This window comes from Halorientalis brevis (genome assembly GCF_023077655.1).
The window spans coordinates 32,324-55,363 of record NZ_JALLGV010000011.1 but is presented as its reverse complement, the minus strand read 5'-3'; the positions used below and the strand labels follow the sequence as shown (position 1 = coordinate 55,363).

At 57.7% G+C, this 23,040-nt stretch carries 20 protein-coding genes and 1 CRISPR repeat array; of the genes, 13 read left to right on the top strand and 7 right to left on the bottom strand.

Annotated features, from left to right (window positions below; all coding sequences use genetic code 11):
* Nucleotides 1-2: 2 nt before the first annotated feature.
* The 5 genes from cas5d to cas2 are packed head-to-tail and all read left to right on the top strand — an operon-like array spanning nt 3 to nt 4,684.
* Nucleotides 3-710 (top strand): type I-D CRISPR-associated protein Cas5/Csc1, encoded by a 708-nt coding sequence (gene cas5d / locus MU553_RS21875; protein ID WP_247381627.1) that lies wholly within the window; start codon nt 3-5, stop codon nt 708-710.
* Entirely contained in the window at nt 707-2,812 is a 2,106-nt protein-coding gene (cas3, locus tag MU553_RS21870) for a type I-D CRISPR-associated helicase Cas3' (protein ID WP_247381625.1), read from the top strand. Before cas5d ends, cas3 begins: the two co-directional genes overlap by 4 nt.
* Entirely contained in the window at nt 2,809-3,417 is a 609-nt protein-coding gene (gene cas4 / locus MU553_RS21865; protein ID WP_247381623.1) for a CRISPR-associated protein Cas4, read from the top strand. The genes cas3 and cas4 overlap by 4 nt, the downstream gene beginning before the upstream one ends.
* Nucleotides 3,414-4,409: a CRISPR-associated endonuclease Cas1 gene (gene cas1 / locus MU553_RS21860; RefSeq protein ID WP_247381621.1), complete on the top strand. Its 996-nt coding sequence runs from the start codon at nt 3,414-3,416 to the stop codon at nt 4,407-4,409. The genes cas4 and cas1 overlap by 4 nt, the downstream gene beginning before the upstream one ends.
* A gap of 2 nt (nt 4,410-4,411) precedes the next feature.
* Nucleotides 4,412-4,684 carry a CRISPR-associated endonuclease Cas2 gene (cas2, locus tag MU553_RS21855; protein ID WP_247381619.1) on the top strand — a complete coding sequence of 91 codons (273 nt, stop codon included), beginning with the start codon at nt 4,412-4,414 and terminating at the stop codon, nt 4,682-4,684.
* A gap of 115 nt (nt 4,685-4,799) precedes the next feature.
* Nucleotides 4,800-5,423: direct repeats of the CRISPR family, unit length 37 nt; unit sequence GTCGCGACGGGCAGAAAACCCAGTACGGGATTGAAAC.
* Nucleotides 5,424-5,503: 80 nt separating this feature from the next.
* Here cas2 and MU553_RS21850 read toward each other — a convergent pair.
* Entirely contained in the window at nt 5,504-5,758 is a 255-nt protein-coding gene (locus MU553_RS21850) for a hypothetical protein (protein WP_247381618.1), read from the bottom strand.
* The gene (locus tag MU553_RS21845) at nt 5,755-6,084 is read right to left on the bottom strand and encodes a class-II aminoacyl-tRNA synthetase family protein (protein WP_247381617.1); all 330 of its coding nucleotides are present in this window, start codon (nt 6,082-6,084) and stop codon (nt 5,755-5,757) included. Before MU553_RS21845 ends, MU553_RS21850 begins: the two co-directional genes overlap by 4 nt.
* A gap of 159 nt (nt 6,085-6,243) precedes the next feature.
* On the opposite strand from MU553_RS21845, the gene MU553_RS21840 reads away from it, so the two are divergent.
* Nucleotides 6,244-6,471 carry a winged helix-turn-helix domain-containing protein gene (locus MU553_RS21840; protein WP_247381616.1) on the top strand — a complete coding sequence of 76 codons (228 nt, stop codon included), beginning with the start codon at nt 6,244-6,246 and terminating at the stop codon, nt 6,469-6,471.
* On the opposite strand, the gene MU553_RS21835 is transcribed toward MU553_RS21840, so the two are convergent.
* Entirely contained in the window at nt 6,450-6,722 is a 273-nt protein-coding gene (locus MU553_RS21835) for a winged helix-turn-helix domain-containing protein (protein WP_247381615.1), read from the bottom strand. The genes MU553_RS21840 and MU553_RS21835 overlap by 22 nt on opposite strands.
* A gap of 369 nt (nt 6,723-7,091) precedes the next feature.
* Between MU553_RS21835 and MU553_RS21830 the strand changes: the two genes are divergently transcribed.
* The 3 genes from MU553_RS21830 (at nt 7,092) to MU553_RS21820 (ending at nt 11,111) form a co-directional block, all read left to right on the top strand.
* Nucleotides 7,092-7,877, top strand: a complete 786-nt coding sequence (locus MU553_RS21830; protein ID WP_247381614.1) for a hypothetical protein — start codon at nt 7,092-7,094, stop codon at nt 7,875-7,877.
* A 417-nt stretch (nt 7,878-8,294) separates the two neighbouring features.
* Nucleotides 8,295-9,287, top strand: a complete 993-nt coding sequence (locus tag MU553_RS21825; RefSeq protein WP_247381613.1) for a hypothetical protein — start codon at nt 8,295-8,297, stop codon at nt 9,285-9,287.
* 399 nt (nt 9,288-9,686) lie between these two features.
* The gene (locus MU553_RS21820) at nt 9,687-11,111 is read left to right on the top strand and encodes a hypothetical protein (RefSeq protein WP_247381612.1); all 1,425 of its coding nucleotides are present in this window, start codon (nt 9,687-9,689) and stop codon (nt 11,109-11,111) included.
* A 61-nt stretch (nt 11,112-11,172) separates the two neighbouring features.
* Here MU553_RS21820 and MU553_RS21815 read toward each other — a convergent pair whose 3' ends face one another.
* On the bottom strand, nt 11,173-12,114 hold the full coding sequence (locus MU553_RS21815; RefSeq protein ID WP_247381611.1) for a hypothetical protein: 942 nt from the start codon (nt 12,112-12,114) through the stop codon (nt 11,173-11,175).
* 53 nt (nt 12,115-12,167) lie between these two features.
* Here MU553_RS21815 and MU553_RS21810 point away from each other — a divergent pair, with 53 nt between their 5' ends.
* The 4 genes from MU553_RS21810 to MU553_RS21795 all read left to right on the top strand — a co-directional run bounded on the left by MU553_RS21810 (nt 12,168) and on the right by MU553_RS21795 (nt 19,416).
* The gene (locus MU553_RS21810) at nt 12,168-13,031 is read left to right on the top strand and encodes a hypothetical protein (RefSeq protein WP_247381610.1); all 864 of its coding nucleotides are present in this window, start codon (nt 12,168-12,170) and stop codon (nt 13,029-13,031) included.
* Between the two features lie 1,031 nt (nt 13,032-14,062).
* Nucleotides 14,063-15,166, top strand: coding sequence for a single stranded DNA-binding domain-containing protein (locus MU553_RS21805; protein ID WP_247381609.1), 1,104 nt, complete (start codon nt 14,063-14,065; stop codon nt 15,164-15,166).
* A gap of 894 nt (nt 15,167-16,060) precedes the next feature.
* Nucleotides 16,061-17,521, top strand: coding sequence for an ATPase domain-containing protein (locus tag MU553_RS21800; protein ID WP_247381607.1), 1,461 nt, complete (start codon nt 16,061-16,063; stop codon nt 17,519-17,521).
* A complete protein-coding gene (locus MU553_RS21795) occupies nt 17,518-19,416 on the top strand; it encodes a PAS domain-containing sensor histidine kinase (RefSeq protein WP_247381605.1) in 1,899 nt (632 codons plus the stop codon). Before MU553_RS21800 ends, MU553_RS21795 begins: the two co-directional genes overlap by 4 nt.
* A gap of 11 nt (nt 19,417-19,427) precedes the next feature.
* Here MU553_RS21795 and MU553_RS21790 read toward each other — a convergent pair whose 3' ends face one another.
* From MU553_RS21790 to MU553_RS21785, 3 genes are all read right to left on the bottom strand, one after another.
* Nucleotides 19,428-20,423 (bottom strand): methyl-accepting chemotaxis protein, encoded by a 996-nt coding sequence (locus MU553_RS21790; protein ID WP_247381603.1) that lies wholly within the window; start codon nt 20,421-20,423, stop codon nt 19,428-19,430.
* Between the two features lie 858 nt (nt 20,424-21,281).
* On the bottom strand, nt 21,282-21,725 hold the full coding sequence (locus tag MU553_RS23990) for a toxin-antitoxin system TumE family protein (RefSeq protein WP_465262020.1): 444 nt from the start codon (nt 21,723-21,725) through the stop codon (nt 21,282-21,284).
* Nucleotides 21,726-21,728: 3 nt separating this feature from the next.
* Nucleotides 21,729-22,250 carry a DUF7342 family protein gene (locus tag MU553_RS21785; protein WP_247381601.1) on the bottom strand — a complete coding sequence of 174 codons (522 nt, stop codon included), beginning with the start codon at nt 22,248-22,250 and terminating at the stop codon, nt 21,729-21,731.
* Nucleotides 22,251-23,040 lie beyond the last annotated feature (790 nt).

The window sequence follows — 23,040 nt, the reverse complement described above, 5'->3', positions numbered from 1 at the left end:
GGATGGAGGTTCTCGAAGCGACTCTCAGGACGCGGGGTGAAGTCACCTTCACGTCGCGTGAGGTCGGACGGCTGGCAGACACCGGGACTTACATCCTCAACACGGCCCTCTACTACGCTCTGGGGCTGGCAAGCGGTCGCTACGTGGATACATCGTACGAACCCACCTATGTTGAGGACACTGCTGACGTCACTAGCGTGTACGTCTCGCCTGCAGCGCCAGTTTCGGGAACGACACCGAACTACGTGACGACGACCTACAATGCGACAAGTGACGAGTACGCGGAAGTGAATTATTCGGCACAGGACGATCCGAACGCCAAACAAAACCTGCCTTCGTACGGGCGGCGTCGATCACTCGCACACGGAACACCGCTTAGGTTTTTCGTCATCTCACGTAACCACGCTCCTAATAAACTTGCTGAGCGGTTGCCTCGGTACATCAGGTTAGGGAAGAAACGGGGTAAAGCTCGACTCGACATCCAACGCCGATCCGCCAGCAAGCAGACCGGAAAGTTTCAACTGAACCATCCGATTGGAGCGTACGATTATCCCGATCCTCCTGAGGGAAACGTCATCACGAAATCGATGAAGCCGACGCCGCTCGTGATCCAGGGTGATTACACGGGCGAATACATCAGAATCGATCGAGGGGACAACGACCAGGTCTGTTTCCCAACAGGTCTCACATTCCTCGAAACCAAACGATGACGAGTCTCGAACTCGCAGGTGTTGCCTTACGGACCCACGACATAGCCTATCCCTTTGACGTATCTCCGTTTGCTCACCAGAGAGAGCTGCAGCAATTGTTCGACGATGCCAACCGATTCGTTGCCGTCAATGACAGTCCGACAGGCGGGGGAAAAACATCATCATGGCTAGCCCCTGTGCTCGCTGACAAGATCGATGCAATCGCGATCTATCCGACAAACGCACTCATCGCGGATCAGCAAGAGGCTATCCAACGGCAGGCCACGACGGCAGTTGATCACGACGTAACGGTGATGAAAGTGACGTCAGCGACGCTGTCCGAACAAAGTAAGGACTTCGGGCCGAATTCTCACGGTGCAGTTCTCGACGATTGGCTCAGACAGGCGGGACGATACAATGACCAGCGGATTCTCCTTACGAATCCAGACATCTTCGTGATGATGCGCCGTGGTCTCTACCGAAAGGGATCACGTGAGTACAAGGATTTCGAGGTAGCCGTCGTCGACGAGTTCCATCGCGCTGGTCGGAAAGAACAGAACACACTCCGGTTTCTCCTTGACGAGATGCAAACAGAAGACGAGGAAATCGTTGCGCTCCGCAAAGTAGCGTTTCTCAGCGCTACGCCCGATCAGCGTCAGGAGCGATTGTTTGAGGATGCGATGGAAGCCCCGTACTTCCGCGTGACCGAGCACGACAGCCGAGAACGGGCTTCGTACACAGAATCACCGGACGATGGCTGGTACGGCGTGATGCCACCGGTCAAACTCGACGTGCGTACTGCTCCAACTTTCGGTACTGCAGAGACACTGCTTGAGGAACAGGAAGACACGCTCGCATTCTGTCGAGGAGACCGGACAGTCGTCATGCTGGATGGTATTCACGAAGTCGGACGAATCCATACGTGGCTTGACGAAGAGATCGATGGGAACGTCGAACGGATCGACGGGTTCTATGAGGAAAACAAAGCCGAAAAACTGGACCGGTTCGACGTACTGGTAAGCAACTCTGCAGTCGAAGTGGGTATTGATTTTGAGGTCGATCAAATTCTGTTCGCTGGTCACAACCGAGATAGTTTTCTGCAGCGACTTGGGCGACTACGATCGGCCTCCGACTGGAAACAGGCGCGATGTTACGTTCCTCGAACAATCGCTGACTGCTTGTCGGAGTACGGGGAACGTGTTGTCACCCGAAGCGAACTCGACGATATCTTGGCTGCGGCTTATCCTGAACCACGGCAGCCCGAGACATTCGATGCACGGTATTCGGCGGCCGAGGGGTTTGAGCATCTGGACGATCGCCTCCAGAATGCACCCCCTGACGAACAGCAGGCGATCAAGCAGTCGACGCTTGATCGAATTGAGCGGCACTTCGGCGTCGGTTCTGGGGCCGGTTTTTCACTCCGGGACATGGAAGCGTTTACAGACGCGCTTGATTGGCGTGTCCTGACGGCCTTACAGTGGTATCGGGGTGACAACATTCAGGCACTGGTCTACGATCGAACAAGAGATCGCATCACCACCTATGACCTGTTCTACTTGCTTCGATATGGCGACGTAGAGTTTGTTGATCGAAATACCTTCGAGCAGTGTGCTCCACCGGATCAGAGATCAAAGATCGATCGGCAAGAGCGCTACGTCGACGGATTCTGTCTATATGACGGAACGATAGAGACAAACGATGAGGGATTTGGCCGAAACGTGTACTTCACGGGAGCTGTGCTGAACGCCTGGATAGACGGTACGTCGAATACCAGTCGGAAGCCACAGATCCAAACCGGGCTGCAAATCGATGTCGATCCCAACGACACTGGTTCTCGCGTCCCGTCTGTGACGAAGGTTAACGAGAGTCTTCGTGAACGTGGACAGAACTCTATCGACGACGAATCTGGGCTGTTGTGCTATGCCGTTAGTGGAACTCCAAACCGGGTGAAACGGCAGTATGAACTCGACGACTTCTTCTTCCTCTATCCGATTCGCGTTCAGAACGAAGACCTCCATAGCCTCGCTGTTGGCACCGATGCGCTCTATCTGCATTGTCACGTTCTTGAGCAGGAACAGCAACTGACCGGTAATGACGACCAAGAGTTCCTCAGTGGTCTATGACGAGAGCCAGCTTTCGAGACGAACTCGTTCACGTAAGTGCGTTACAGGAATACGTGTACTGTCCACGCCGGTACTACTACCAACGGTATCACGATCAGATTGGCACGCCGTACGAACTGGCCGATGGACGTTCAAAACATGCTGCTCAGGCACAACGTGGCGGCTGGACTACTGAACAATACTTCCGATCCGACGAGTTGGGGTTACACGGGAAAATCGACCTGATAGAGAGCGACAGAGGGACACTCACCCCAATCGAACGGAAGCGAGCCGAAAGCGGGGACTACTACCCGAGTGACGAGGTACAGATAGCGGCATATTGTCTGCTGCTCGAAGATGCTATCGACGAATCAGTGAATGTTGGATACATCTATCTTTACTCGACTGATGAACGTCATGCAATCCACATTACAGACGAACACCGCCGCACGGTAACCGAGATTATTTCCCGGATTCAATCAATGACCGTTGACACAATCCCTTCGTTCACTGACAACCCATCGAAATGCGAAGCGTGTTCGGCACGCTCGTATTGCATGCCCGAGGAGACGGCGATCCTCGAACCAGAGAAAGCCCGCGGAACCGGGTGGGAGGGTGAAGTATGAAAGCGACTGAAGGCATGTTCGACGAGTCGGTCGTCTACGTCACCACACAAGGTACGCAGGTTCGCAAAGACGGCGGTCGAATCGTCGTGTGGGACGTCGACGGTGACGAGGGCGAACTGGCCACCTTCCCCACCGAGAAACTCGACACGATCAACGTCTTCGGTGGTGTGAACTTTTCGACGCCGTTCGTAGCCGAAGCGAACGAACACGGAATCATCCTGAACTACTTCACCGAGAACGGGCAGTATCGAGGGAGCTTCGTCCCGGAGAAGAACACGATCGCGGAAGTTCGACGGGCACAGTACGCACTCTCCGAGACGACCGAGCTGGATATCGCGGCGGCGATGATCGCAGCCAAAATCCGCAACGGCAGAACACTGCTTTCCCGCAAAGGCGTCCACGGGACAGATGTGCTGAAGGATCTCGGTGTTCGAGCGACCAACGTTACCTCTAAAGATGACCTTCGGGGTGTCGAGGGAGAAGCCAGCGAACGGTACTTCACCCGCCTCGACGAGACGCTCACTGACGGGTGGACGTTCGAGAAACGGACGAAGCGGCCACCGGAGGACCACATCAACTCGCTGTTGTCGCTGACCTACGTCTTCATGAAAAACGAGGTGTTGAGTGCGCTCCGGCAGTACAACCTCGATCCGTTCCTGGGTGTGCTGCATGCCGACCGACACGGTCGGCCGTCACTGGCACTCGATCTTCAAGAAGAGTTCAGGCCGATCTTCTGCGATGCCTTCGTGACACGATTAGTGAATCGGGGCGTCATCACGCACGACGAATTCACCCAGGACAATCACCTGGCGGATGATGCGTTCAAAACCTACTGCTCGAAGTTTGACGAGTTCATGCAGGAGGAATTCACACACCCCTACTTTGAGTACACCGTCTCACGCCGCAAGGCCGTTCGACAGCAGGCGATCCTGTTACGGAAAGCGATTACTGACGAACTGGACGAGTACCACGCACTCACGTTCTCAAAATAACGATGCGCCTGGCAATTGCGTACGACATCAGCGACGATGCGAACCGTCGACGAGTGTATCGAACGCTTCAGCGATATGGGGCGTGGCGACAGTACAGCGTCTTCGAAGTCGACGTCTCCAAGTCTGAGCGAGTCGAGCTCGAAGACGAACTCGAATCGCATATTGAACCGAGCGATGGTGACCGGATCCGGATCTATCGCCTCTGTCAGTCGTGTCTCGATGATACGACGGACCTTGGCGAGGATCCGCCGAGCGAGCAATCCAACGTGATCTGATGCTGGTTACGTGGACCTTTATGAAGTAGCTGTACAGCCCCGGTCGACGTAGTCGGGTGCTAATTTGCGGGACTGAGAAAGCTTTTTGAGCCATATAGCCGTATTTCGACCCCCTGTCGCGACGGGCAGAAAACCCAGTACGGGATTGAAACCGCGGATGTCGCCGCTGCTGACGCCGGCGAGGCGGACGATGGTCGCGACGGGCAGAAAACCCAGTACGGGATTGAAACGCGTTCGCTTCTGTTTGATGTACCGGAGTTCCGTCGCGACGGGCAGAAAACCCAGTACGGGATTGAAACGCCGATCGATATCGTTCGGCACATCTCGATCGTAGGTCGCGACGGGCAGAAAACCCAGTACGGGATTGAAACTCAATAACGACATTGAGGGTGAAAGCTTCGAACCTGTCGCGACGGGCAGAAAACCCAGTACGGGATTGAAACGATCAGGACGCGTCGCGATAAACTCGCGGATCTCCGTCGCGACGGGCAGAAAACCCAGTACGGGATTGAAACTCGCTGACTGCGCTCGTCTCAAAGGTCCCGCTCAAGAGTCGCGACGGGCAGAAAACCCAGTACGGGATTGAAACGGCGTGAAACCCCACACTATCGAGGGCGACCCTGTCTTGTCGCGACGGGCAGAAAACCCAGTACGGGATTGAAACACCATCTTTTGTTGGCGAGGATACGACCGAATAACCGGGTCGCGACGGGCAGAAAACCCAGTACGGGATTGAAACAACGTCACGTACTACTTCGACGCGAAGCCCGCAACCGTCGCGACGGGCAGAAAACCGGTTCAAAAATATCTGATGGTAGCTTACTGCTCAACCACAGCCATGCCGTGCCACCAGTCGCTGCGTGGGCCGGCGTGTTTGAGCGTCAGTCCGTATTCGCCGAGAATGCTGTTCACGACGGCTGGAACCCCGTCAGTTCGGAGCGTCAGTTCCAGCGTCCACTGGTCAGTCGGATCGACGCTCGGGGCGATAACGTCGACCCCGATCACCGCGGGGACGGCTTCGAGTTCGTTCACGGCGTTGTGGGCACGGTGGCGGGCTTCCACGCGGCAGTTCATGCCGTCGCCTCCTGCGCAGAGTCCTTCGCCAGGTTGTAGCGGATGTCCGCCGCCTGCGCCTTCGCGGCCTGGTGGCGGTCGTGCGCTGGCGTTGCCGTGTTCCACCACTCGTCGATCCAGCCGCACTTGTCGTCGCGAACGTAGTCGATCCAGTGCTGGACGGCCGGCCGGGCGAGTTCCTCCGTGTGGACGACGTCGCCGTCGACGGTGACGTAGAGCGTGGCCCGGACGGGGTCCCAGCGGTGGCACCGGCCGCGTCGGTCGTAGCCGATGACGCCGGCTCGCTGTGCAACAGATTTTTCTCTCGAAGTGTCGTTGTCTGTCATGCGTAGCTTCCTACGCGAACCCTGCTCGCCGTGTCCCTAGCACGGTGGGCAATTCACATTCATCCAGTGTAATCGCCCAAGAGCGACGTGTTCGCGTATCTAATTAATGTGCCGCCACCACCATAAACTCTTTGACGCGGAACAACATTCAATGGAATAATGAGCGTGACTGACCCCGATAAGGTGGGTGAATTGAGCTACGAGAATATCAAGCGGTTGTTTCGCATCTCGGAAACGCCTGTTCTGACTGCCCCGGAGATTGCAGAGACATTCGGAATCTCCACCCAGGCAGCAAACTACCGGGTGAAGCAACTCCACGAGAATGGAGAAGTTGGGAGAAAACGAGTCGGCAGCTCGGCTGTCGTTTACTGGCTCTCAGATGATTGACGCCATTCAGAGAGCGTTTCTCCTACTTTCTGCTTCCCAGCCGGAGTCAACCAATAGACGACAGCAGCTGCGCCGACACGCTTCGACGCGATCAGATCATTTTCTTCGAGTTTGTTGAGTCGCTTATTGACTGCCTGGTTCGAGATCGGCAAGTTCTCAGTCACTTCTTTAGCTGTGAAGACCGGATCAGGGAGCAGAGCAGCTACGCGAAGAAATTCATCATCGGGGATCGAGCCGTCGTTTGTCGGCACTACCTACACTGCAGCCCGGAGCTTAATAAATATCTGAGCATTGTCAGAAGTTGATGCGCATCACCCATTGTTCCGGAACAACTACATGGTTCGCGATTAAAATCGAGCATAGTCTCGACGCGGTGGCACCGTCGCCACGCTTCAGAAACGGTGGCGACCTGCCCTAAACAGGCCGCCGCGTGAGGCTCCCGACGAGGCAGAAGCCATGTCAGCCTACGATATCGAGGGGCTTGAAACCTCTCACCGACAGTCGATAGTATCTCCACAGAATCTCCAGATCCCATTAACCAACATCCAACTTACTACCCCGACTCTGTTGGTTAGAAGTGTTGCCACACTTCCCGCCAGCCACGGTGGTCAGGAGGCATCATGACAGAGCCATCCGACGACCCCGAATGTTGCCCCATTCCTGACGATACACTCACGGCTGAGGAAGTATCTCTCACCAAGCAACTCCTCGCCGAGTGCCAGCAGCTCCGCGAGACCGTCGAAGCACAACAGGAACTCATCGACAAGCAACAGCAGACGATCACCGACCAGGTCAGCCGGATCAACGCCCTGGAGGAACGCGTCGCCGACCTCGAAGCCGACAGCGAGAAGACGCGGGACATCGCCCGGAGTGCGAGCGCCAAAGCCGAGCAGGTTGCCGCCGACACAGACCAGCAGGAGGATGCCGAGCAACTCCCCCAGGGCGTCGAGCCGTCGTCGTCGCCACTGGATTTCTTTGCGAACTGCCGGCAGTCGAAGGCGAAGGAGCTGTTCGTCGAGGACAGCAATCGGTCGAACACCTACCGCGCGATCTGTGTGGCGAAACGCTGGCCGGAGTTCGCCCAGCGACGGACCGACGGGAGCGGGATCTTCTTCACGCGGGACCACCTCGAAACGGCTCTCACGGCGCACCTGGGGGAGTCACCGCATCGCCAGACGATCCACCGGGTGTGGGATCAGTTGCAGGAGTTGGGGGGTGACGACGTCCGGGTGAAACGCCGGCAGGTCAGCCGGTCACAGGAGCCGAAGGAACTACTGACGATGGACATGGCAACGGCCGAGGGGCTGCTGGACAGTCGGTATCTCGGGTTGGATCTGTTGGAGGCGACCGCTGGGAAAACACGGACGGGTGGCGTCACGCCCGTTGTGACGGGGGTGACCGGCTGATACCGTGACGAATCCGGCATAGGACCGTCGCGACGACCAGCGATCCTGATCGACTTGTTTTCCCCACTCTGCAGGCGGCTGGTGCCTGCTGTGGCTAGCTGCAGGACTGTGCGGGACCCTACTCGTTCTAGGTTTAGTGAGCGTGTTCGTTACATGCGACCGGGTCTGGTGCTCGTGCCCTGCGTCACAACGTCTGTGACAGGATCCTGGATACGGCGTAGTGGGATTGAAGTTACTGCGGGTGATGTCGACTTTGGACGGGTTGAAACTGGGACGCCAACGATCTCTACCGAATTACAGCTCATAGAAGTTATCTAATTATCTCTTCAGTATTCTATAAGGCGTAGATCTGGTTATTTCACTTTCACTCTGGTGACGGAGCGCTAATAGGTCACGATATTGAACTGGTGAGTATAGATGACAACACGAAGATCTGTCCTGAAAGGTCTCGGCTGCTGCGCGGCTACTCTATCTCTCACCGGTCCTGGATCTGCGGTTGCCTCAACACAGTCCGGTAGTTTAGGGCAGTCCGTCAAGAGTTTCCAGGATGAGTTGGAGGACCGAGGGTTCACGGAGTATGAATCGTTGCAAGATTCTGGGAGTTCTCCTGACGAGGAAGGTGAGTACAATACCCGAGTTTACCACAAAAAGGAGGTTACAGAGCAGATCAGGGAAGAGTCTGAAGGAGAGGTGGAACGCCCGGGGGCTGTTTTCTTTGAACAGGAACTGACCGGTGACTGGGAAGGTTCCTGGGAGATCGATGCTTCCCTGGGGGAGGTATCGAACGAAACGGATTACGAGTTGAGCAACACGAACAATGTCGATATGAGTTTGTTCAAGATCAACGTCCCTATTCTCAGTCCTAAACTGGACGCAGACTATACTAAAAAGAACACTACAATAGAGAACCAGACGGTGGAAGGAGGTAGTAGTGAGTCAGAGAGTTTGGTCCCGCCTCACGCAATCGGCCATATCGTAAGTTCGTATGAGAGTTTGCTGCTGGAGTTAGGGTGTGACGATCTTCGATACTCGGATGGACTATGGCAGGATATGAGAGCAGGAAAAAATTGGGGAAAGACGTTCGTTGCACAGGATGAGGAAATAGACTATTCTAAAAGCGGTGTAGCCATGGCTCACCGGACATACAATGCAGAATGGGACGGTGCAGAGAAGTCTCTAACAGAGGGAGTCGACGGGGACATTTACAACAGTCATATCGATATCCGTGGGTATCTCTCGATAGAGAGTCAAGGTGGAGAGCAGCACTTGGCTGTCGGCGGTTTCTACATTAATGAGGACGAAGTCGATTTCAGCACTGGTCCTCTGTCGTCACCTGAGGTCGAAGTTGACGGAGAATCACTTCACGAAGATCTTATCCAGTTAATGTGTTCCCGAGAACTCAGTGAATGAGTGAGTGTTTCTCGAGCGGGCTGGCTACGTCGGTCTAATAATTTGGGTACGAATCCTATTGTGTAATTTATCCACTCGGTTGTAGTCGGGGACAACGGACTGTCACCTCCGGTCTGAGAGCGGATTAAATCAGCCAAACTCTCTCTTCTAAAATGACGTTGGCCGACTTTGCTACGTAGTTGGGGAGATTACGTTGAACGCCTACTAGTAACGTGGCTTTTCTTGGGAACACGGCGCAATCGTCTTTGGTGCAGTGAGATCCGAAGATTATGCCACTTCTTAATCCAGCTGGTCCCGGTGATACCCCATCAAATACACTTTCGGTGGCTCTCCATGCCGTCACTGATCAGGATTGCTAGTCTGGAAAATTTATATTTATCCTTGAACTAAACCAAGGTGATGAGATGGACGTATTTTGCTGCTCTTCTCGTACTCTGTGGGTTTCTTGCAACCTCTACAGTCGTTTCCGATACGGCTACTGCTCAAGCGCAATCGACTACTGACTCATGTCTTGATCCCCAGTCCGATATCACGCTTCAAAACGGCGTTTCAGTCCCTCGTACTGAAGCGAATGTCACCGGTGTACTTGATTACAACAGGAACACCCAGAGACTGACCATTACATATCATAATCTTTCCTCGGTTGAGGAGTTCTGGGTCGATCTATCGACGACCCATTACAACCGTGGTGTTAGAATAGTGAATGCGACTGGATTCGCCAATCTGTCGTCTGATATTGGGTATTCCTTTCGGTGGGATGGAAAAACGTCACGGCCAGAGGTGACCTTGACCGTCGTCGGTCAGCCGGCCTCTGGGAGAGAGAATCATGAATATGCAGCATCCTCACGCTGGGGGTTCTTTCCAGTCCCAAGCCATTCGGAGGCAACGAACCTCAGCTTCGCTAGCCAGGGATTTGTCGGCGATCAATTCATCCTTGCAGGACCGAACACAGTTCATTCGGCAACGGCGGGGTGCCAGGACATTCGCCTCATTGTGCCGCAGGCTGCGAATTTGTCCGAATCACCGGACAGTATCGTTAATTCGCTTGCTTCGGCCTCCAGCCAGTTCGATGCTGGACCACGATACACCTACGTCAATGCGTATGCAGTCACCGACCCGATCCGTCGTGGTGGGGCAGCGGAAACACACGAATTCTGGGTCCACGATGCAGCGACCTTTGACTTTGGTTCCGAATTCCGTGGCGGTGTGATACTGGCGAATACCTGGCTGCACGAATATACGCATACACGCCAGCTATTCACCTTTCATTCGACAGTCGATCTGGGAGAGAAGATGTGGTGGTTTACCGAGGCAAGTGCGACATACTATGCCGTCGATCTCACCACCCGACAGGTGTACGCGAGTCCATGTAACTATACATACTACTTCTGGAACTTGAGTCGCAGACGGATGGGCAATGTCGTTCTTAGCAATCAGAGCCGGTGGGGACCGCACGAGCAGGGCCAATACAGAAAAGGCGCTGTGGTGCTGTCAGCCCTGGATCAACGAATCCGGAACGAGACTAACGGACAACGTACGCTGGATGCTGTCGTCTATCGCATGAACACGCACAATGGGACTGTCACTTACGCCGACTTCAAACAGATCGTCAAGGATGTAGCGGGCACCCCACTCGATTCCTGGCTTGATACACATATCACAACCAGTACCTATCCAGAGCCAGGCCTCCGCAAGAAGGCCTGCCGCTGGCACTTAGCAAAGCAGCAATTACTCTATACGAACAAGGGCCGCGTAGCCCTCCTCTTGGCCTGTCTCATTGTCATTGGTACTGGCTATCACATATATCAGTGGAAACAAAACTAAGTCTGATACAGTGAACCAAACCAGTGAGAAATCGTAGTCCCCGGTATCCTATCTCGACAGTCTACTTCGCAAATACATCTCGAATATCGAACAGCAACGCTAGCGCTTTGTCGAACTGCCGGTCACGGGCCGACTGTGTGGTGTCGGGGTCGGAGGCGGTACGCAGGTGCGAAAGTGCCGTCCGATAGTTCGAGAAGATCGTGGCGTAGTCGCTGATGGCCAGCGACGAGGAGGCGAGCGCATACGACTGTACGGGGGACGGAATATCGACTTGAGCGGGTTTCTGTGCGGACTCAAACTGTGTGCGTGCCTGGTCGAAATTTGACTGCTCGAACAGCTTCGAGCCGGCTTCCACGTCCGTACTGATTCGGCGAAACGCCTCTTGAAGTTCCAGATGCGTCTCGTAGACAGTCATCTGCTTGCGGAGTCCTGTGGTTACCTCCTCGGCGGCTGGTAGGAGCCGGGCTACAGCCGAGGATTCAAGCAACTGAGTTTGAAGTTCATCAACGTCGCTGATTCCGCTCCCAAAGTTGTCGAGGGAAACATTTTGTAAGTCCGTATCGCCTGCCTGACCCCGGTTGAATGCCCGCTTTTCTCGGTCACGAATTTTCACCCTCACGTCGAACCCATCCAGAAGAGTCGTCCGGAGGGTGGTGTAATAATCGAACGCTGAATTGATCGCCCCGATGTTCGGTCCCGTTGGAGTCGGGCTATTTGGTGTGTGCCTTGACCGACGAATCCCTTGCTTCTCAAGCGATTCTTCGACCCTACGTAAAGTGCGTCTGATACGCTGGGTCACGTCCGGGAGCTGTTGTGGATCCGCGAGATCGCGCTGATCGATGAATGACGCAAGCTGCTGGAACTCCGTCTCGGCAGTCGTGAAATCCGGAGGTGACTCTTCTTTGTCCGATTGGGTAGACAGCACTATAGCACCAGCTGTGCCAATCGCACCGATCTTGAGCAGTTTCCGCCGATCGGGGTCTGGGCTGTCGCCGTTCGCCATTGTCGCCTCGTCGTAGTGACAATAATTAAATTCGTCGGCAGAGACCGATTCCTATGGTCGAACTGGAGTCCGCCCGGACGGAACTAGCCGGCCAGCGATTGCAACAGGGCTTCCAGACACACGCCGCTGTGCAGAGCCGGGAGCCTGCCCTGGCGCTGGCACGCCAGCTCGACAACGGGCACGACCTGGCGATGGATTTGGAAATCAATCCGGAGACGGAACTCAAGGACGTCAAATCCCAACTCTCGACAGCCTCGCTCAGGCGGCTCCGTAAGATCGTGGATGTGCTCGAAGACGATCTCGGAGTGAAGTTAGCTCACGGCAAGTTCGCCCGGCTCGCCGGAACCGCCGCGACACTCAACTCGTCCCTGGCGCTCGCAATCGCGGGCTGGAATCTACTGGAGAGTGCCAATACGTTGACCGGGGCCGCCGCCAAAGTGTCGTCGCAGGCTGCGATTGACGAGAAGTACTACCATCGCTTCTACCGAGCGGGGGGTATGTTCCTCGTTGAGTGTTTCCTCTTCACGACGCCACTGACATTCGAAACAGCCTGGAAAGGCACCCGGTTTTTGAACAATCGGTATCTCTATCGACTGCGGAACGTTTCGTCGTTCCTCTACCGGTTAGTCCTGAGTGAGGTGCATTTCGCTATCCAGAACCTTCTGAAATCCAGCCTCCGGAAGCCAGAGGAACTCTACTCGTATCTCGTCGAGATGACCACCCAGACTGTGACTATCCTCAAAAAACAGTCTTCCGATGGAATCGGTGAGGTAGCGGCTAAGGTTGAGACGATCGTGGACGAGTTCTACGCGTTTATTGAGGACACCTATCAGGTCGTGGTTCCCGATGTAGATTTTGCGGCGATTGTCCAAGACGTCTTAGAGGAACTCGATCTGTCCATCTCGATTCAGTGGTAGCTGGTGGTCACCAGCCGCTTGACACAGTCGGTTGCGTGGAGGACCTTAGCAGTAAAATCCATTATTGCGAAGTATGAGAACTCGGGTTCGGTCTTTGCGTGCCGATCTCGTCGTACTCAGGGAAGCCCCTGGCAACGTAGCCACCACGAACCAAGGGACCGATTCAGTGTCAACTAACAACCCGTGAGCCCTCGGCCGGGTCGCGGTCGCTGTGCGGGATATCCGGGGGATAGGGCCCGCACAGACGACCACGCAAGCGCGACCCGGCCTCGCCCTCACAGTCCGCCAGGCCCGCCCGTGGGCCATCTGACGAATGGCGACGCTTCCAAAAGCGACGCTGTAAGATAGCGTGGGTCGCTTCCTATCTCGCGATCCCGCGCGCCTTCGGACAACCCGACAACTCGCGCACGCGTCGAGTCACGCGCACGGACTGCCAGCACTCAGGCGCGCGGACTGCGCGCCGGGGCCCACCCGCACCTCCTTGAGTCGGTGCGGGTCCCGCCCGGTGCTCGGTCGCGCGGTGCGGGCCAACCGCGCGACTCGCGTCGTGAGAGTAATCTGTTCACACGTAGGTGCCCCGGTTCCTGCGCTCGCGTGGCGTGCTCGGATACGCGCCCCCGCTCGCCGATGGCGAGGCTGCGCGGGGGCTGCCGGGACGCGAGCGCAAAGCGCTCGGTCCGGGCTGCCGGGCGCGACTCCCGCACATGGGATTCCATCCGACGCACAGCGCGGATTCCATCCCATGTGACGCCGTCGTGCCGGGCGCTCAGGGGCCCTCCCGCGCACGGCGCGGGCCCCTCCCTGACGGACCACCTACGTGCGAACGGCGGGCGAGCCGGCGGCTCGCCCTTGGTCTTCGACCAGATCATAGACGGGGGTGGCCCGTCCGGGGCAGGTCGCGATCCCGGCGGTTGGTCGGTTCGTGACGTGTCGTCGGCCACCGGGCGGGGCGTGGGGCGACAGCCGTGGCTCGCGAGTGCAGAAAGCGAGGCGCGGTGAGCACCCCTGTGTGAAGCAATTTGGTGATTGCAATGAAAGGTAACACGACTTCGCTGAAAAAGGTATCGACGGATAACTACGGCGCGCTGGCGGACAAGCGGCGCGATCCACGCGAGGAACAGCTGACGGTCGCGATGGCCCAGAAGGTTAGCGGGCCGGAACACATGCTCCAGCAGGTGGCCAAAACCCAGTCCGGTGACGAGTTGGACTTCCGGCCCAACAAGGGCAAGGACTCACGCGCGAATTACTACGACGTCCAAGATGACTACAACTGGACGCGCGATCCGGACGTGGCGCCCGCTCGCCGCGCCGGCGAAACCCTGGCCCAGCAGGAACGGCGGCTGGCGCGCGAGGATGAGCTGACTCGCCACCGGACGCTCGCCCGCGATGCCCACGAGGCGGGCGTGAACCGTGCACAGTCCTGCCGCGTCCAGAACGCGGCCGACACACCCTCCCAGCGGACGACGGCCGACGAGCGCCCGGACGTTGGGCTGGAAGACAGCGCCGATCCACGCGAGCGGCTCACCCAGGACGACCTCGCGGCGGTCAATCGGGTCGCCATGTCACTCGCCGACGAGTTGGGCCACGACGTCCAGCTGGGACGGGCCGGGCTCGCCAAGCTGGTTGCCCGGCGCGTCCGCAGTGGGGCAGACCCGATCGGGGCAGCAACGGCCGTCAAGCGCTCGCTCCAGCGGCTGCCCGACGTCGCTGAGACGTTCACTGACCTCGACCAGTTCACGACCTGGAAGACGACGGTCGACGTCACAGTCGACAAGCTGTTCGCGATTCCGGCCCCCAGCCAGTACCAGGCGGGGTACGTGGAAGACGCGAACGGCGACCGACGCAAGTTCGTCTACTGGGAGAAGTCCCACAAGGCATCTGGGATGCCCACGCTGCGAGAGGGTGACGAGGTGCGACTGGAGGACGTGGCGGTCAACGTGTGGCACGGGCAGGCCTGCCTGGCCATTCTGGGCGACACGGCGATCACGTTCGACAAGCGTGGTGACGGGCCCGCGCACCGGAGCGGGACGCGAACGGACGCCCCAACGATCGGGCCCTGGAAAGTCGACTCAGACACCCACGCCTGGATCGAGACGGCGGACAGCGAGCGCGCGCTCGAGCACCTCGCGGACTAACCCTCTCGCCGCTCTTTTTTCGTAAGGGGTTCCGTCGGTGAGGGAATCAGTGCCGCCACTCGTGGGGCAGGCAAATGGGCGACACGCCCCGGCTGGTACTCGATCGCCCCGCGCGCGACGCCAACGGGGCGCTGCGTCGGCGCAGCGCGCGTCTCGCAGCGGTCCATCGTGCTCACATCCGTTGCGCGCGATCCCAGTTCATGCAACAGTTTGAGCGTCGAGCCCGCACACTTGCGGTGGTTGGGCGGTGGGCAACAGAAAGTTCGGTTCTGGGCCGTGAGTCCGTCTGCTATGGCGGGGCTGGAAGCGTCTTGCATCCGTTGCTGCAGGTATGGAGCAGGTACTGCCAGTCGCGATGGCGTCGGTGTGTACCCGCCGTCTGGTCCGTGCCTGTGGTTAACCCAGCCGGTTCCCAGGTGAGAACAGTATATATCGGCTGGGGTGTCACTCGATACCGAGTGTGAGTCGTGTGGGTGAGTGCTGCTGTGGTCCGTTGGAACTTAGACTCACAAACTCTCGGACATGTGGAGTGATGTGAAACGTGGTCGGTAAACGACTCTTGGCGTCAGACTCGCCGCTCGCATCGCGACACTGATGACGTCGTGACGGGTCGTTCCGTTTGCGTGGAACCAACGCGCTTTCCAGCCTTACCGAACGTTCACATCATACCTTTTGGCAGTTTGGTAAGACCACTGGTGATGCATCGGGTGCCTCTCCAGTCCAGCTATCATCATCCAATCCTTCGATTTACCTGCTGATACACAGTGCAAAGGCTGAGCCGTCTGATTAAGCCCCTCTGCGCTGAAAATACAACTCCCATAATATGATAGTGTATATACTATATCGCATCTATAGGTCGGTGGTCTGATGTGTGGGGCGAACAACTCGATACCTATGAACAAGGATTTACAACAAATTGGTAGTGGGGTAGCCGGTCTCGATGACCTGCTTCGGGGCGGATTTGCTGCAGGACGGATGTATCTCACCATCGGTCCCCCGGGGTCCGGAAAGACGTTACTCGGCATGCATTTCCTCGAACAGGGGCTTGAAAACAGTGAGACGACCCTGCTCATTCACGGTGAGGAATCACAGCCAGAGATCGCCACCAGTGCAGCCGCAGTCGACATCGACATCGACGGGACGGAGTTCCTGGACATCGGTCCCAAGTCGAGCATCTTCATCGAAGACCGCACGTACGACCTGGTTGCCCCGAGTGAAATCGAACGCGACAGATACACGCCGGAGATTCACGAGGCAGTCAGCGAGATCGATCCGGATCGAGTCGTCATCGATCCGATCACCCAACTGCGCTACGTCGAGGCGAACGACGCACAGTTCCGCCGACAACTCCTTTCGTTCATGCGCTTCCTCAAGGGTGAGGGTATCACCGTGCTGGCCACGGCGACAGCAACACCGGACCGCGAGTACGAATCTGAACTGCGGTCACTCAGCGACGGGATCGTCGAACTAACCCAGGGTGAGGGCGGCCGTCGGATAGAGGTCACAAAGCATCGAACGATCGGTCAGATAGAGGGGAGCCACGGGATGGAGATTCGGGACGCGGGAATCGAGGTGTTTCCTGCACTGGTTCCCAAACAGCACGAACAGTCGATCGGCGATTCACAGATCTCGGCCGGCATCGACGAACTCGATCGACTCCTCGGCGGTGGGATCGAACGAAACACCGTGACGTTCATCACCGGGCCGAGCGGGGTCGGCAAGACGACGCTGGGTGGGCAGATACTCGCCGAGGTTGCGCAAAGTGGAACTGCAGCGCTCTACCTGTTCGAGGAGAGTATCGAGACGTTCACCCACCGATCCGAGGCGATCGGCATTCCTGTGGCACAGTTACGTCAGGAGGGGAGGCTGGTGATTCGCTCAGTCGAACCGCTGGCCCGCTCCGCCGAGGAATTTGCCAGTCTGGTCCGGCGCGACGTCGAACAAGAAGGCGTTGAGACGGTCATGGTCGACGGTACCGACGGATACACGATGGCCATTCAGGGCGAGCGAGAGCCACTTATCGCCAAACTCCACAGTCTCTCCCGCTATTTGACGAACAACGGCGTGACGATGCTGGTCACGGACACGACCCCGGAAATAACGGGCGTCTCCACAGCGACCAGCTTCAATGCCAATTATATCGCCGACAACATCGTGGTGTTGAGTTACATCGAGATGGACAGCGCCCTGCACAAGGTGATCGGCGTCCTCAAAAAGCGTGCCGGACGGTTCGAGCAAACCCTCCGTGAGTTCAAGCTCACGGACGACGGCATTCAGGTCGGTGACCCGTTAACGAACGTCACGGGTATCCTTCAGGGTACTCCCTCCATCGCAGAGACACCGGACGGCAAATGAACAGCATTGCTCTGCTCATCGACCGGCCGGCGGACAGAGACGCCGTTCGAGACCTACTTCCCGCCCGATATGACGTCGTGACGAGCGGGAACCTCGACGAGAGTGACATCGTGCTGGTCGACGAGCGTGCCTTTCCGACGTATCACGCCAGACTCCAGGCACGGGTCGAAGCTGAGCATCCCCTATTCTGTCCGATTATTCTCATTCGGCATCCGACATCAGCCGTCGACGTATCGGTACACGACCCTGACGAGCGTGAGCCACCGCTGGTCGTCGACGACATCGTGGAAGCGCCAGTAACTCGGGAACGTCTCGTTCGGCGGATCGAATCGTTACTGGCTCGTCGTGACCAGTCGAGAGAACTCCACGAGACAGTCCAGACCCTGGCCGACGCCAACCGGCGGCTGGCGCGTCACGAGGCGATCGTCCAGCAGATGGACGATTTCGCCCTCGTCGTCGATAGTGACTGGACGCTTGCATACATGAACGAGACAGCCCTCAGCTATGCAGACACCTCACTGGGAGCCGTCGAAGGCGAGCCGATCATGGACCTGGTCTCAGGCTGGGTCGCTAGCGATGAGGACCCAACGCGATTCGAAGAGGCACTGGAGACAGTGTACGAGGACGAGTCGTCGACCGAGTATCCAGTGACGGTCGAACTCGAACTGGCGTTGCCAGTCGGCTCCATCACGACCGAGTATCACTGCTCGCCGCTCGAAAACGAGGGCCAGAAAGTCGTCGTCATCGGCCGCGATATTACCGAACACAAAGACCTCGAGAAGACGCTCCGCAGTTTCAAGCGAGCCGTCGAACATGCCGGCCATTCCATCGTCATCACGGACGTCGACGGGACGATCCAGTACGTGAACCCAGCCTTCGAGGAGGTCACCGGGTACACGGAGGCGGAGGCTCTCGGAAAGACCCCACGGATTCTCAAATCCGGCGAACACGATGAAGCGTTCTACGAGCAGTTGTGGGAGACGATTCTCGACGGCGAGGTCTGGCAGGCAGAGATCGTCAACGAATGCAAGAACGGCGAGCAGTTCATCGCCAGCCAGACGATTGCGCCCGTGTTCAACGAGATGGGAGCCATCGAACTGTTCGTTGCGATCAACCACGACATCACCGAGCGGAAAGAGCGTGAACAGCAACTCGAGGAACAGCGCGATAATCTGGACATTCTGAACCAGGTACTTCGCCACGACATCCGAAACGATCTCCAGATGGTGACCTCCTACGCAGAGTTGCTCAGTGACTCTGTCGACGGGGAAAAAGCAGAGTATCTCGACGCGGTCCGCGAGAACGCGGCCCACGCAGTCGACCTGACGACGACGGCACGGGAGATGGCCGAGGTGATGCTCACGACCGCCGATGAGACCCAGTACATGCGTCTCCGACGGATGCTCAAAGATGCCGTGGATGAGATACAGGCGGGGTATCCTGACGCCGAGATCACCATCGAACCACCGGTTCCTTCGGTGAAGGTCCAGGCCACCGAGATGCTGGATTCCGTCTTTGACAACGTGCTGAAGAATGCGATTCAGCACAACGACAAGGACGTCCCCGAGGTTACCGTTGCAGTCACAGAACGTGACCAGATGGTTCTGGTCCGAATCGCAGACAACGGGCCGGGTGTCCCCGACAACCAGAAGGAGGAAATCTTCGGCAAAGGGGAAACCGGGCTGGACAGTTCGGGAACCGGGATCGGTCTGTACCTCGTCCAGACGCTCGTCGATATGTACGGAGGAGACGTCTGGGTTGAAGACAAAGCGGCGGCGGGAGACACCGGCAGCGCTGGGCCGGAGGCCACCGAGACCGACAGTAACGGCGCCGTCTTCATGATCGAGTTACCAAAGCCGGCCGAGCACGACCAGCTGGCACAGCGGGGTCGGTAAAATCAGGATGATTAGGATCCGGATCGACTGTTGACCAGGTCATCGAGTCGCTGGTCGATAGTCGCGATCTCGTCGGTTTGATCGTCGATATCGTCGGCGATGTCGGCGGTCTGTGTGGCGATCTGGTCCGCCGCGGTCGTGGTCTGTTCGACCATGCTCGCAACTTCTTCGGTCGAGGCCGCCTGCTGGTCGGTCGCCGTCGCCACCTCTTTGATTCCTTCGTTCACCTCGGAGACAGCGCTGTGGATGTCGTCGAGGATGTCCGCTGCCTCGTCAACGGAGTCGATCCCGTTCGCGATCCGGTCGTTGTTCGCTTCCAGCGACTCGACGGCGTTTGCCGTGTCCGTCTTGATGCCGTTGATCATCGACTCGATTCTGCTCGCGTGGTTCTGTGACTCGCCGGCGAGTTGTTTGACTTCCTCGGCGACGACGGCAAACCCCTCACCGGCCTCGCCCGCCCGCGCCGCCTCGATCGAGGCGTTCAGCGCCAGGATGTTCGTCTGCTCGGCGATGTCGTTGATCACCTCGACGACCTCGTCGATCTCGGCGACGCTCTCCTGGATCTGGCCGACATCCTCGGAGACTTCCTCGCCGGCGTCCTGAATCTCGGCCATCGCCTCACGGACTTCGGCCGCCGACTCCTGCCCGTCGTCGGCGAGTTCCTTCGCTTTCTGACTCGACGAGGACACTTCCTCCGATGAGGAGGCGATCTCTTCGACCGCTGCCGAGAGATTCGACACTTCCTGAGACACCTGCTCCATGCCCTCGTACTGTTCGGCGGTCCCCTCGCGAATTTCGCCGAGTTGCTGCGCGATCTCGATCGCGGACTCGTGCAGTTCCGCCACCGACGTCTGCATCTCGTCGGCAGCCTCGTGGTCGTAGCCCTCATTCCTGTTAATGTTCTCCTCGATATCGTCGATGTCTGTGTCGAGATCACCGCCGACGTTGTCACTGATGTCCTGTTCTAAATTAGCAGTGTCGTCACGCGGACCCGTGTCAGGGGACATACATCTAGCTGTTATAGACATGTGTAAAATAAACTACCGACCGAACATCTTCGGCGGTGTGTAGTGAGGAGTTATTCCTAGGAACTATTGTCGTGATACCACTACGACCGCGTCAATCTGGGCACTTCACATCCGCAAAGGACCAGCAGTGCAGTGGCTGTGAGCCAGTCGCGTTCTTTCGGCGGCTGGGCAGTGGCGAGTCGTGTACTCAGGCTCTCCGGCGGCGTCGCTGTGGGTGGTCTCCCTGGGGGTGTGTTCGGTGGTAGGCAGCCGCGCTGCTGTGCGAGATCGCCCGCACGGTCGGCTCGTCTGGGGGCACGCTCCCCGGGTCCTGGGCGTGAGCGCTGGGTGTCGCGGGGAGTTTCACTCGACACGGAGATGTCCCGGGCGACCGCGGTGTGTGTCGGGCCCGTACTCGTGACGTGTGGGGGTCGGGTCGGGTGGTGTGCGTGGCGGGCTCGTCGCGAGCACCACGCCGGGACGCAGCCGTTGGGCCAGCCCGGCGTGGTCTTACCAAACAGTGCGTGCCTGATTTCTTTCTGTGTTTGGTAAGATCGGTGGTGCCGGGCCAGTCTGTTCTGAGGACCTGTCGCCACTGCCGGCGACAAAGTCGCCTTGTCGGATGTCGCTTCAATCAGCTAAGGTTCCCTCTGAAACCGTCCGTGATGGTGTCCTGCTCTCTGACGTTGTCCTGTTTCAACCCATCAAGGGTCCGTCTGGGGCCCTGGAAGGTCGACTCGGATACCCACGCCTGGATCGAGACGGCGGACAGCGAGCGTGCGCTCGAGCACCTCGCGGACTAACCCTCTCGCCGCTCTTTTTTTTGCGTCGGTGAGACACGCTGCTCGCTGGCAGATCTCACGGTGGATTTGAGTGGGAATTAACTAGCGAAGGGTCATCACGGGTAAGCGCTGTGCGCCAGCATTTCAAAACCGCTCGCGTGACCACGTCGACCGGTTCGACCTCGATACACGAGGGGACTCGTGTGTTCGCAGTCGGAGGTTCGTGAAAGTGATTCTCCGGAGCATGCGGTTCTGGATGACGGTCGAACCGAAAGTCAATGCCATCTGACTCGGTATAGTGGAAGTTGTAGCAGTCGCGTTCGGTCCAGACGATATCGAATCGACCACATGCGCTCTCGCCAAACCCTTTGTCGACGGTGATATTCAGTTCCGGCCGCGGATCCAATCGATCACTGAGATCGTGATGGGTGACCAGTGGCTCGTGTTGCAGAAAGATATCACGGATGCGTTGGAGGGCCCCGTAGTCGATTGGGCCCGTATTCCCGGTCAAATACGACATTTCTCAGACAACCACTTTCCGTGCGTCATGGAAGCTGATCGCTGCTTTCGTGAGATAGAGGTTCTTCTGAGCGGTCTGCCACGTCGTATGGTCATCCCAGCCCTCGTGGTCGTCTGGATCGAGTTGCTGTGCGAGTTCTGCCGGTGATTCAACGCCATATGTCGTCCGGATCTCGCTCACAGTCTGCTTCAGTTCCTGCAGTGTCTCGATCAACTCGTCTTCGGAGTACTCGTCGTGAAGCTTCAGCACCTGCTGATAGATATACATCTGATCGTTGCGCTTGTACAGTGCGCCCTGTCCACCCTCGATTTTCTCGACGAGTCCGATCTCAGTGAGCTCGGTGAGTTCATCACGGACTACCGGCTTGCTCGCTCGTGCTTGCTCGGCGATCTCGGATGCTGGCGTGGGCTCGGTCGTTCGCGTGATGACAGCCTTAATTCGCTCTCGTGTCGTTGTCTCGCTCTTCCAGTCAGCCACTGCCGCCTCGTTCACGTCGTCGTACTCCTCGATTGGGTCAGATTTCATGCATCCTCTCTGTCTCCGTTCCCAGTGCGTAGCTAAGATATGGTTCCGACCGGAAATATATCTTATCCACAGTCGGCTCTCTCCGACGGCGAACACACTGCCTGGATCCGTACGAATCAGTTACTGTAACAGTCTGCACTGGTCACGAGGGGCGGTGAAGACGTCCGACGCTGGGGGATTCGATCGGTGTGTGGAGTGCGTCGAGTTAGGCCTCCCGGTCAGAGCAAGTCATTCGGTGGATACTGAGTACTGTGATACTGACGTCTGCATTCTGGTCATCCTGCATCGAGTTCCACCGTCGATGCTTCGGTCGTGCAGGAGAGCACTGTTCTCTGACCGGGTGTCGCGGGGGTTGCCAGACTATTCTGTGGGCCATCAGGGAACCAGTTAGACACGCCATCGAACAGTCCCTGGAAGGTCGACGCAGACACCCACGCGTGGGTCGCGCGGATCGACTCCAGTCGCGCACTCGACATGCTCGACGAACCCGCTCTCGCCGCTCTTTTTTTGCGCAGAAGACACGATGGAGTTCTGGTACGTCGGCGGTTCAGTGGGCCAGGCAGCCGAGCGACCGTTCCCCGGTTGCAAACGGCGGTGCTCCGCGCGCGGCGCCACCGGCCACCGCCCACTGTGCGGTCGGTGTCCGGTGTCCAGGCACCGCCTGGACGATGGGTCGCTGCATCGGCGCTGCGCGCGCCGAGCATCGGTCCATCGTGCTCGGCCGCTCACGACACGTCGCGACCGACCTGCGCGCGATCCCGCGCCGCGAGTTTCAGCTGTGACGTTGCGC

What these genes read in the sequence shown, in the direction of transcription:
- MU553_RS21820 (WP_247381612.1), top strand. Translation starts at nt 9,687, where the DNA reads ATGAGATGGACGTATTTTGCTGCTCTTCTCGTACTCTGTGGGTTTCTT.
- MU553_RS21810 (WP_247381610.1), top strand. Translation starts at nt 12,168, where the DNA reads ATGGTCGAACTGGAGTCCGCCCGGACGGAACTAGCCGGCCAGCGATTG.
- cas3 (WP_247381625.1), top strand. Translation starts at nt 707, where the DNA reads ATGACGAGTCTCGAACTCGCAGGTGTTGCCTTACGGACCCACGACATA.
- MU553_RS21800 (WP_247381607.1), top strand. Translation starts at nt 16,061, where the DNA reads ATGAACAAGGATTTACAACAAATTGGTAGTGGGGTAGCCGGTCTCGAT.
- MU553_RS21825 (WP_247381613.1), top strand. Translation starts at nt 8,295, where the DNA reads ATGACAACACGAAGATCTGTCCTGAAAGGTCTCGGCTGCTGCGCGGCT.
- MU553_RS21840 (WP_247381616.1), top strand. Translation starts at nt 6,244, where the DNA reads ATGAGCGTGACTGACCCCGATAAGGTGGGTGAATTGAGCTACGAGAAT.
- MU553_RS23990 (WP_465262020.1), bottom strand. Translation starts at nt 21,725, where the DNA reads ATGTCGTATTTGACCGGGAATACGGGCCCAATCGACTACGGGGCCCTC.
- cas4 (WP_247381623.1), top strand. Translation starts at nt 2,809, where the DNA reads ATGACGAGAGCCAGCTTTCGAGACGAACTCGTTCACGTAAGTGCGTTA.
- cas1 (WP_247381621.1), top strand. Translation starts at nt 3,414, where the DNA reads ATGAAAGCGACTGAAGGCATGTTCGACGAGTCGGTCGTCTACGTCACC.
- MU553_RS21850 (WP_247381618.1), bottom strand. Translation starts at nt 5,758, where the DNA reads ATGAACTGCCGCGTGGAAGCCCGCCACCGTGCCCACAACGCCGTGAAC.
- MU553_RS21830 (WP_247381614.1), top strand. Translation starts at nt 7,092, where the DNA reads ATGACAGAGCCATCCGACGACCCCGAATGTTGCCCCATTCCTGACGAT.
- cas2 (WP_247381619.1), top strand. Translation starts at nt 4,412, where the DNA reads ATGCGCCTGGCAATTGCGTACGACATCAGCGACGATGCGAACCGTCGA.
- MU553_RS21845 (WP_247381617.1), bottom strand. Translation starts at nt 6,084, where the DNA reads ATGACAGACAACGACACTTCGAGAGAAAAATCTGTTGCACAGCGAGCC.
- MU553_RS21790 (WP_247381603.1), bottom strand. Translation starts at nt 20,423, where the DNA reads ATGTCCCCTGACACGGGTCCGCGTGACGACACTGCTAATTTAGAACAG.
- cas5d (WP_247381627.1), top strand. Translation starts at nt 3, where the DNA reads ATGGAGGTTCTCGAAGCGACTCTCAGGACGCGGGGTGAAGTCACCTTC.
- MU553_RS21795 (WP_247381605.1), top strand. Translation starts at nt 17,518, where the DNA reads ATGAACAGCATTGCTCTGCTCATCGACCGGCCGGCGGACAGAGACGCC.
- MU553_RS21805 (WP_247381609.1), top strand. Translation starts at nt 14,063, where the DNA reads ATGAAAGGTAACACGACTTCGCTGAAAAAGGTATCGACGGATAACTAC.
- MU553_RS21815 (WP_247381611.1), bottom strand. Translation starts at nt 12,114, where the DNA reads ATGGCGAACGGCGACAGCCCAGACCCCGATCGGCGGAAACTGCTCAAG.
- MU553_RS21785 (WP_247381601.1), bottom strand. Translation starts at nt 22,250, where the DNA reads ATGAAATCTGACCCAATCGAGGAGTACGACGACGTGAACGAGGCGGCA.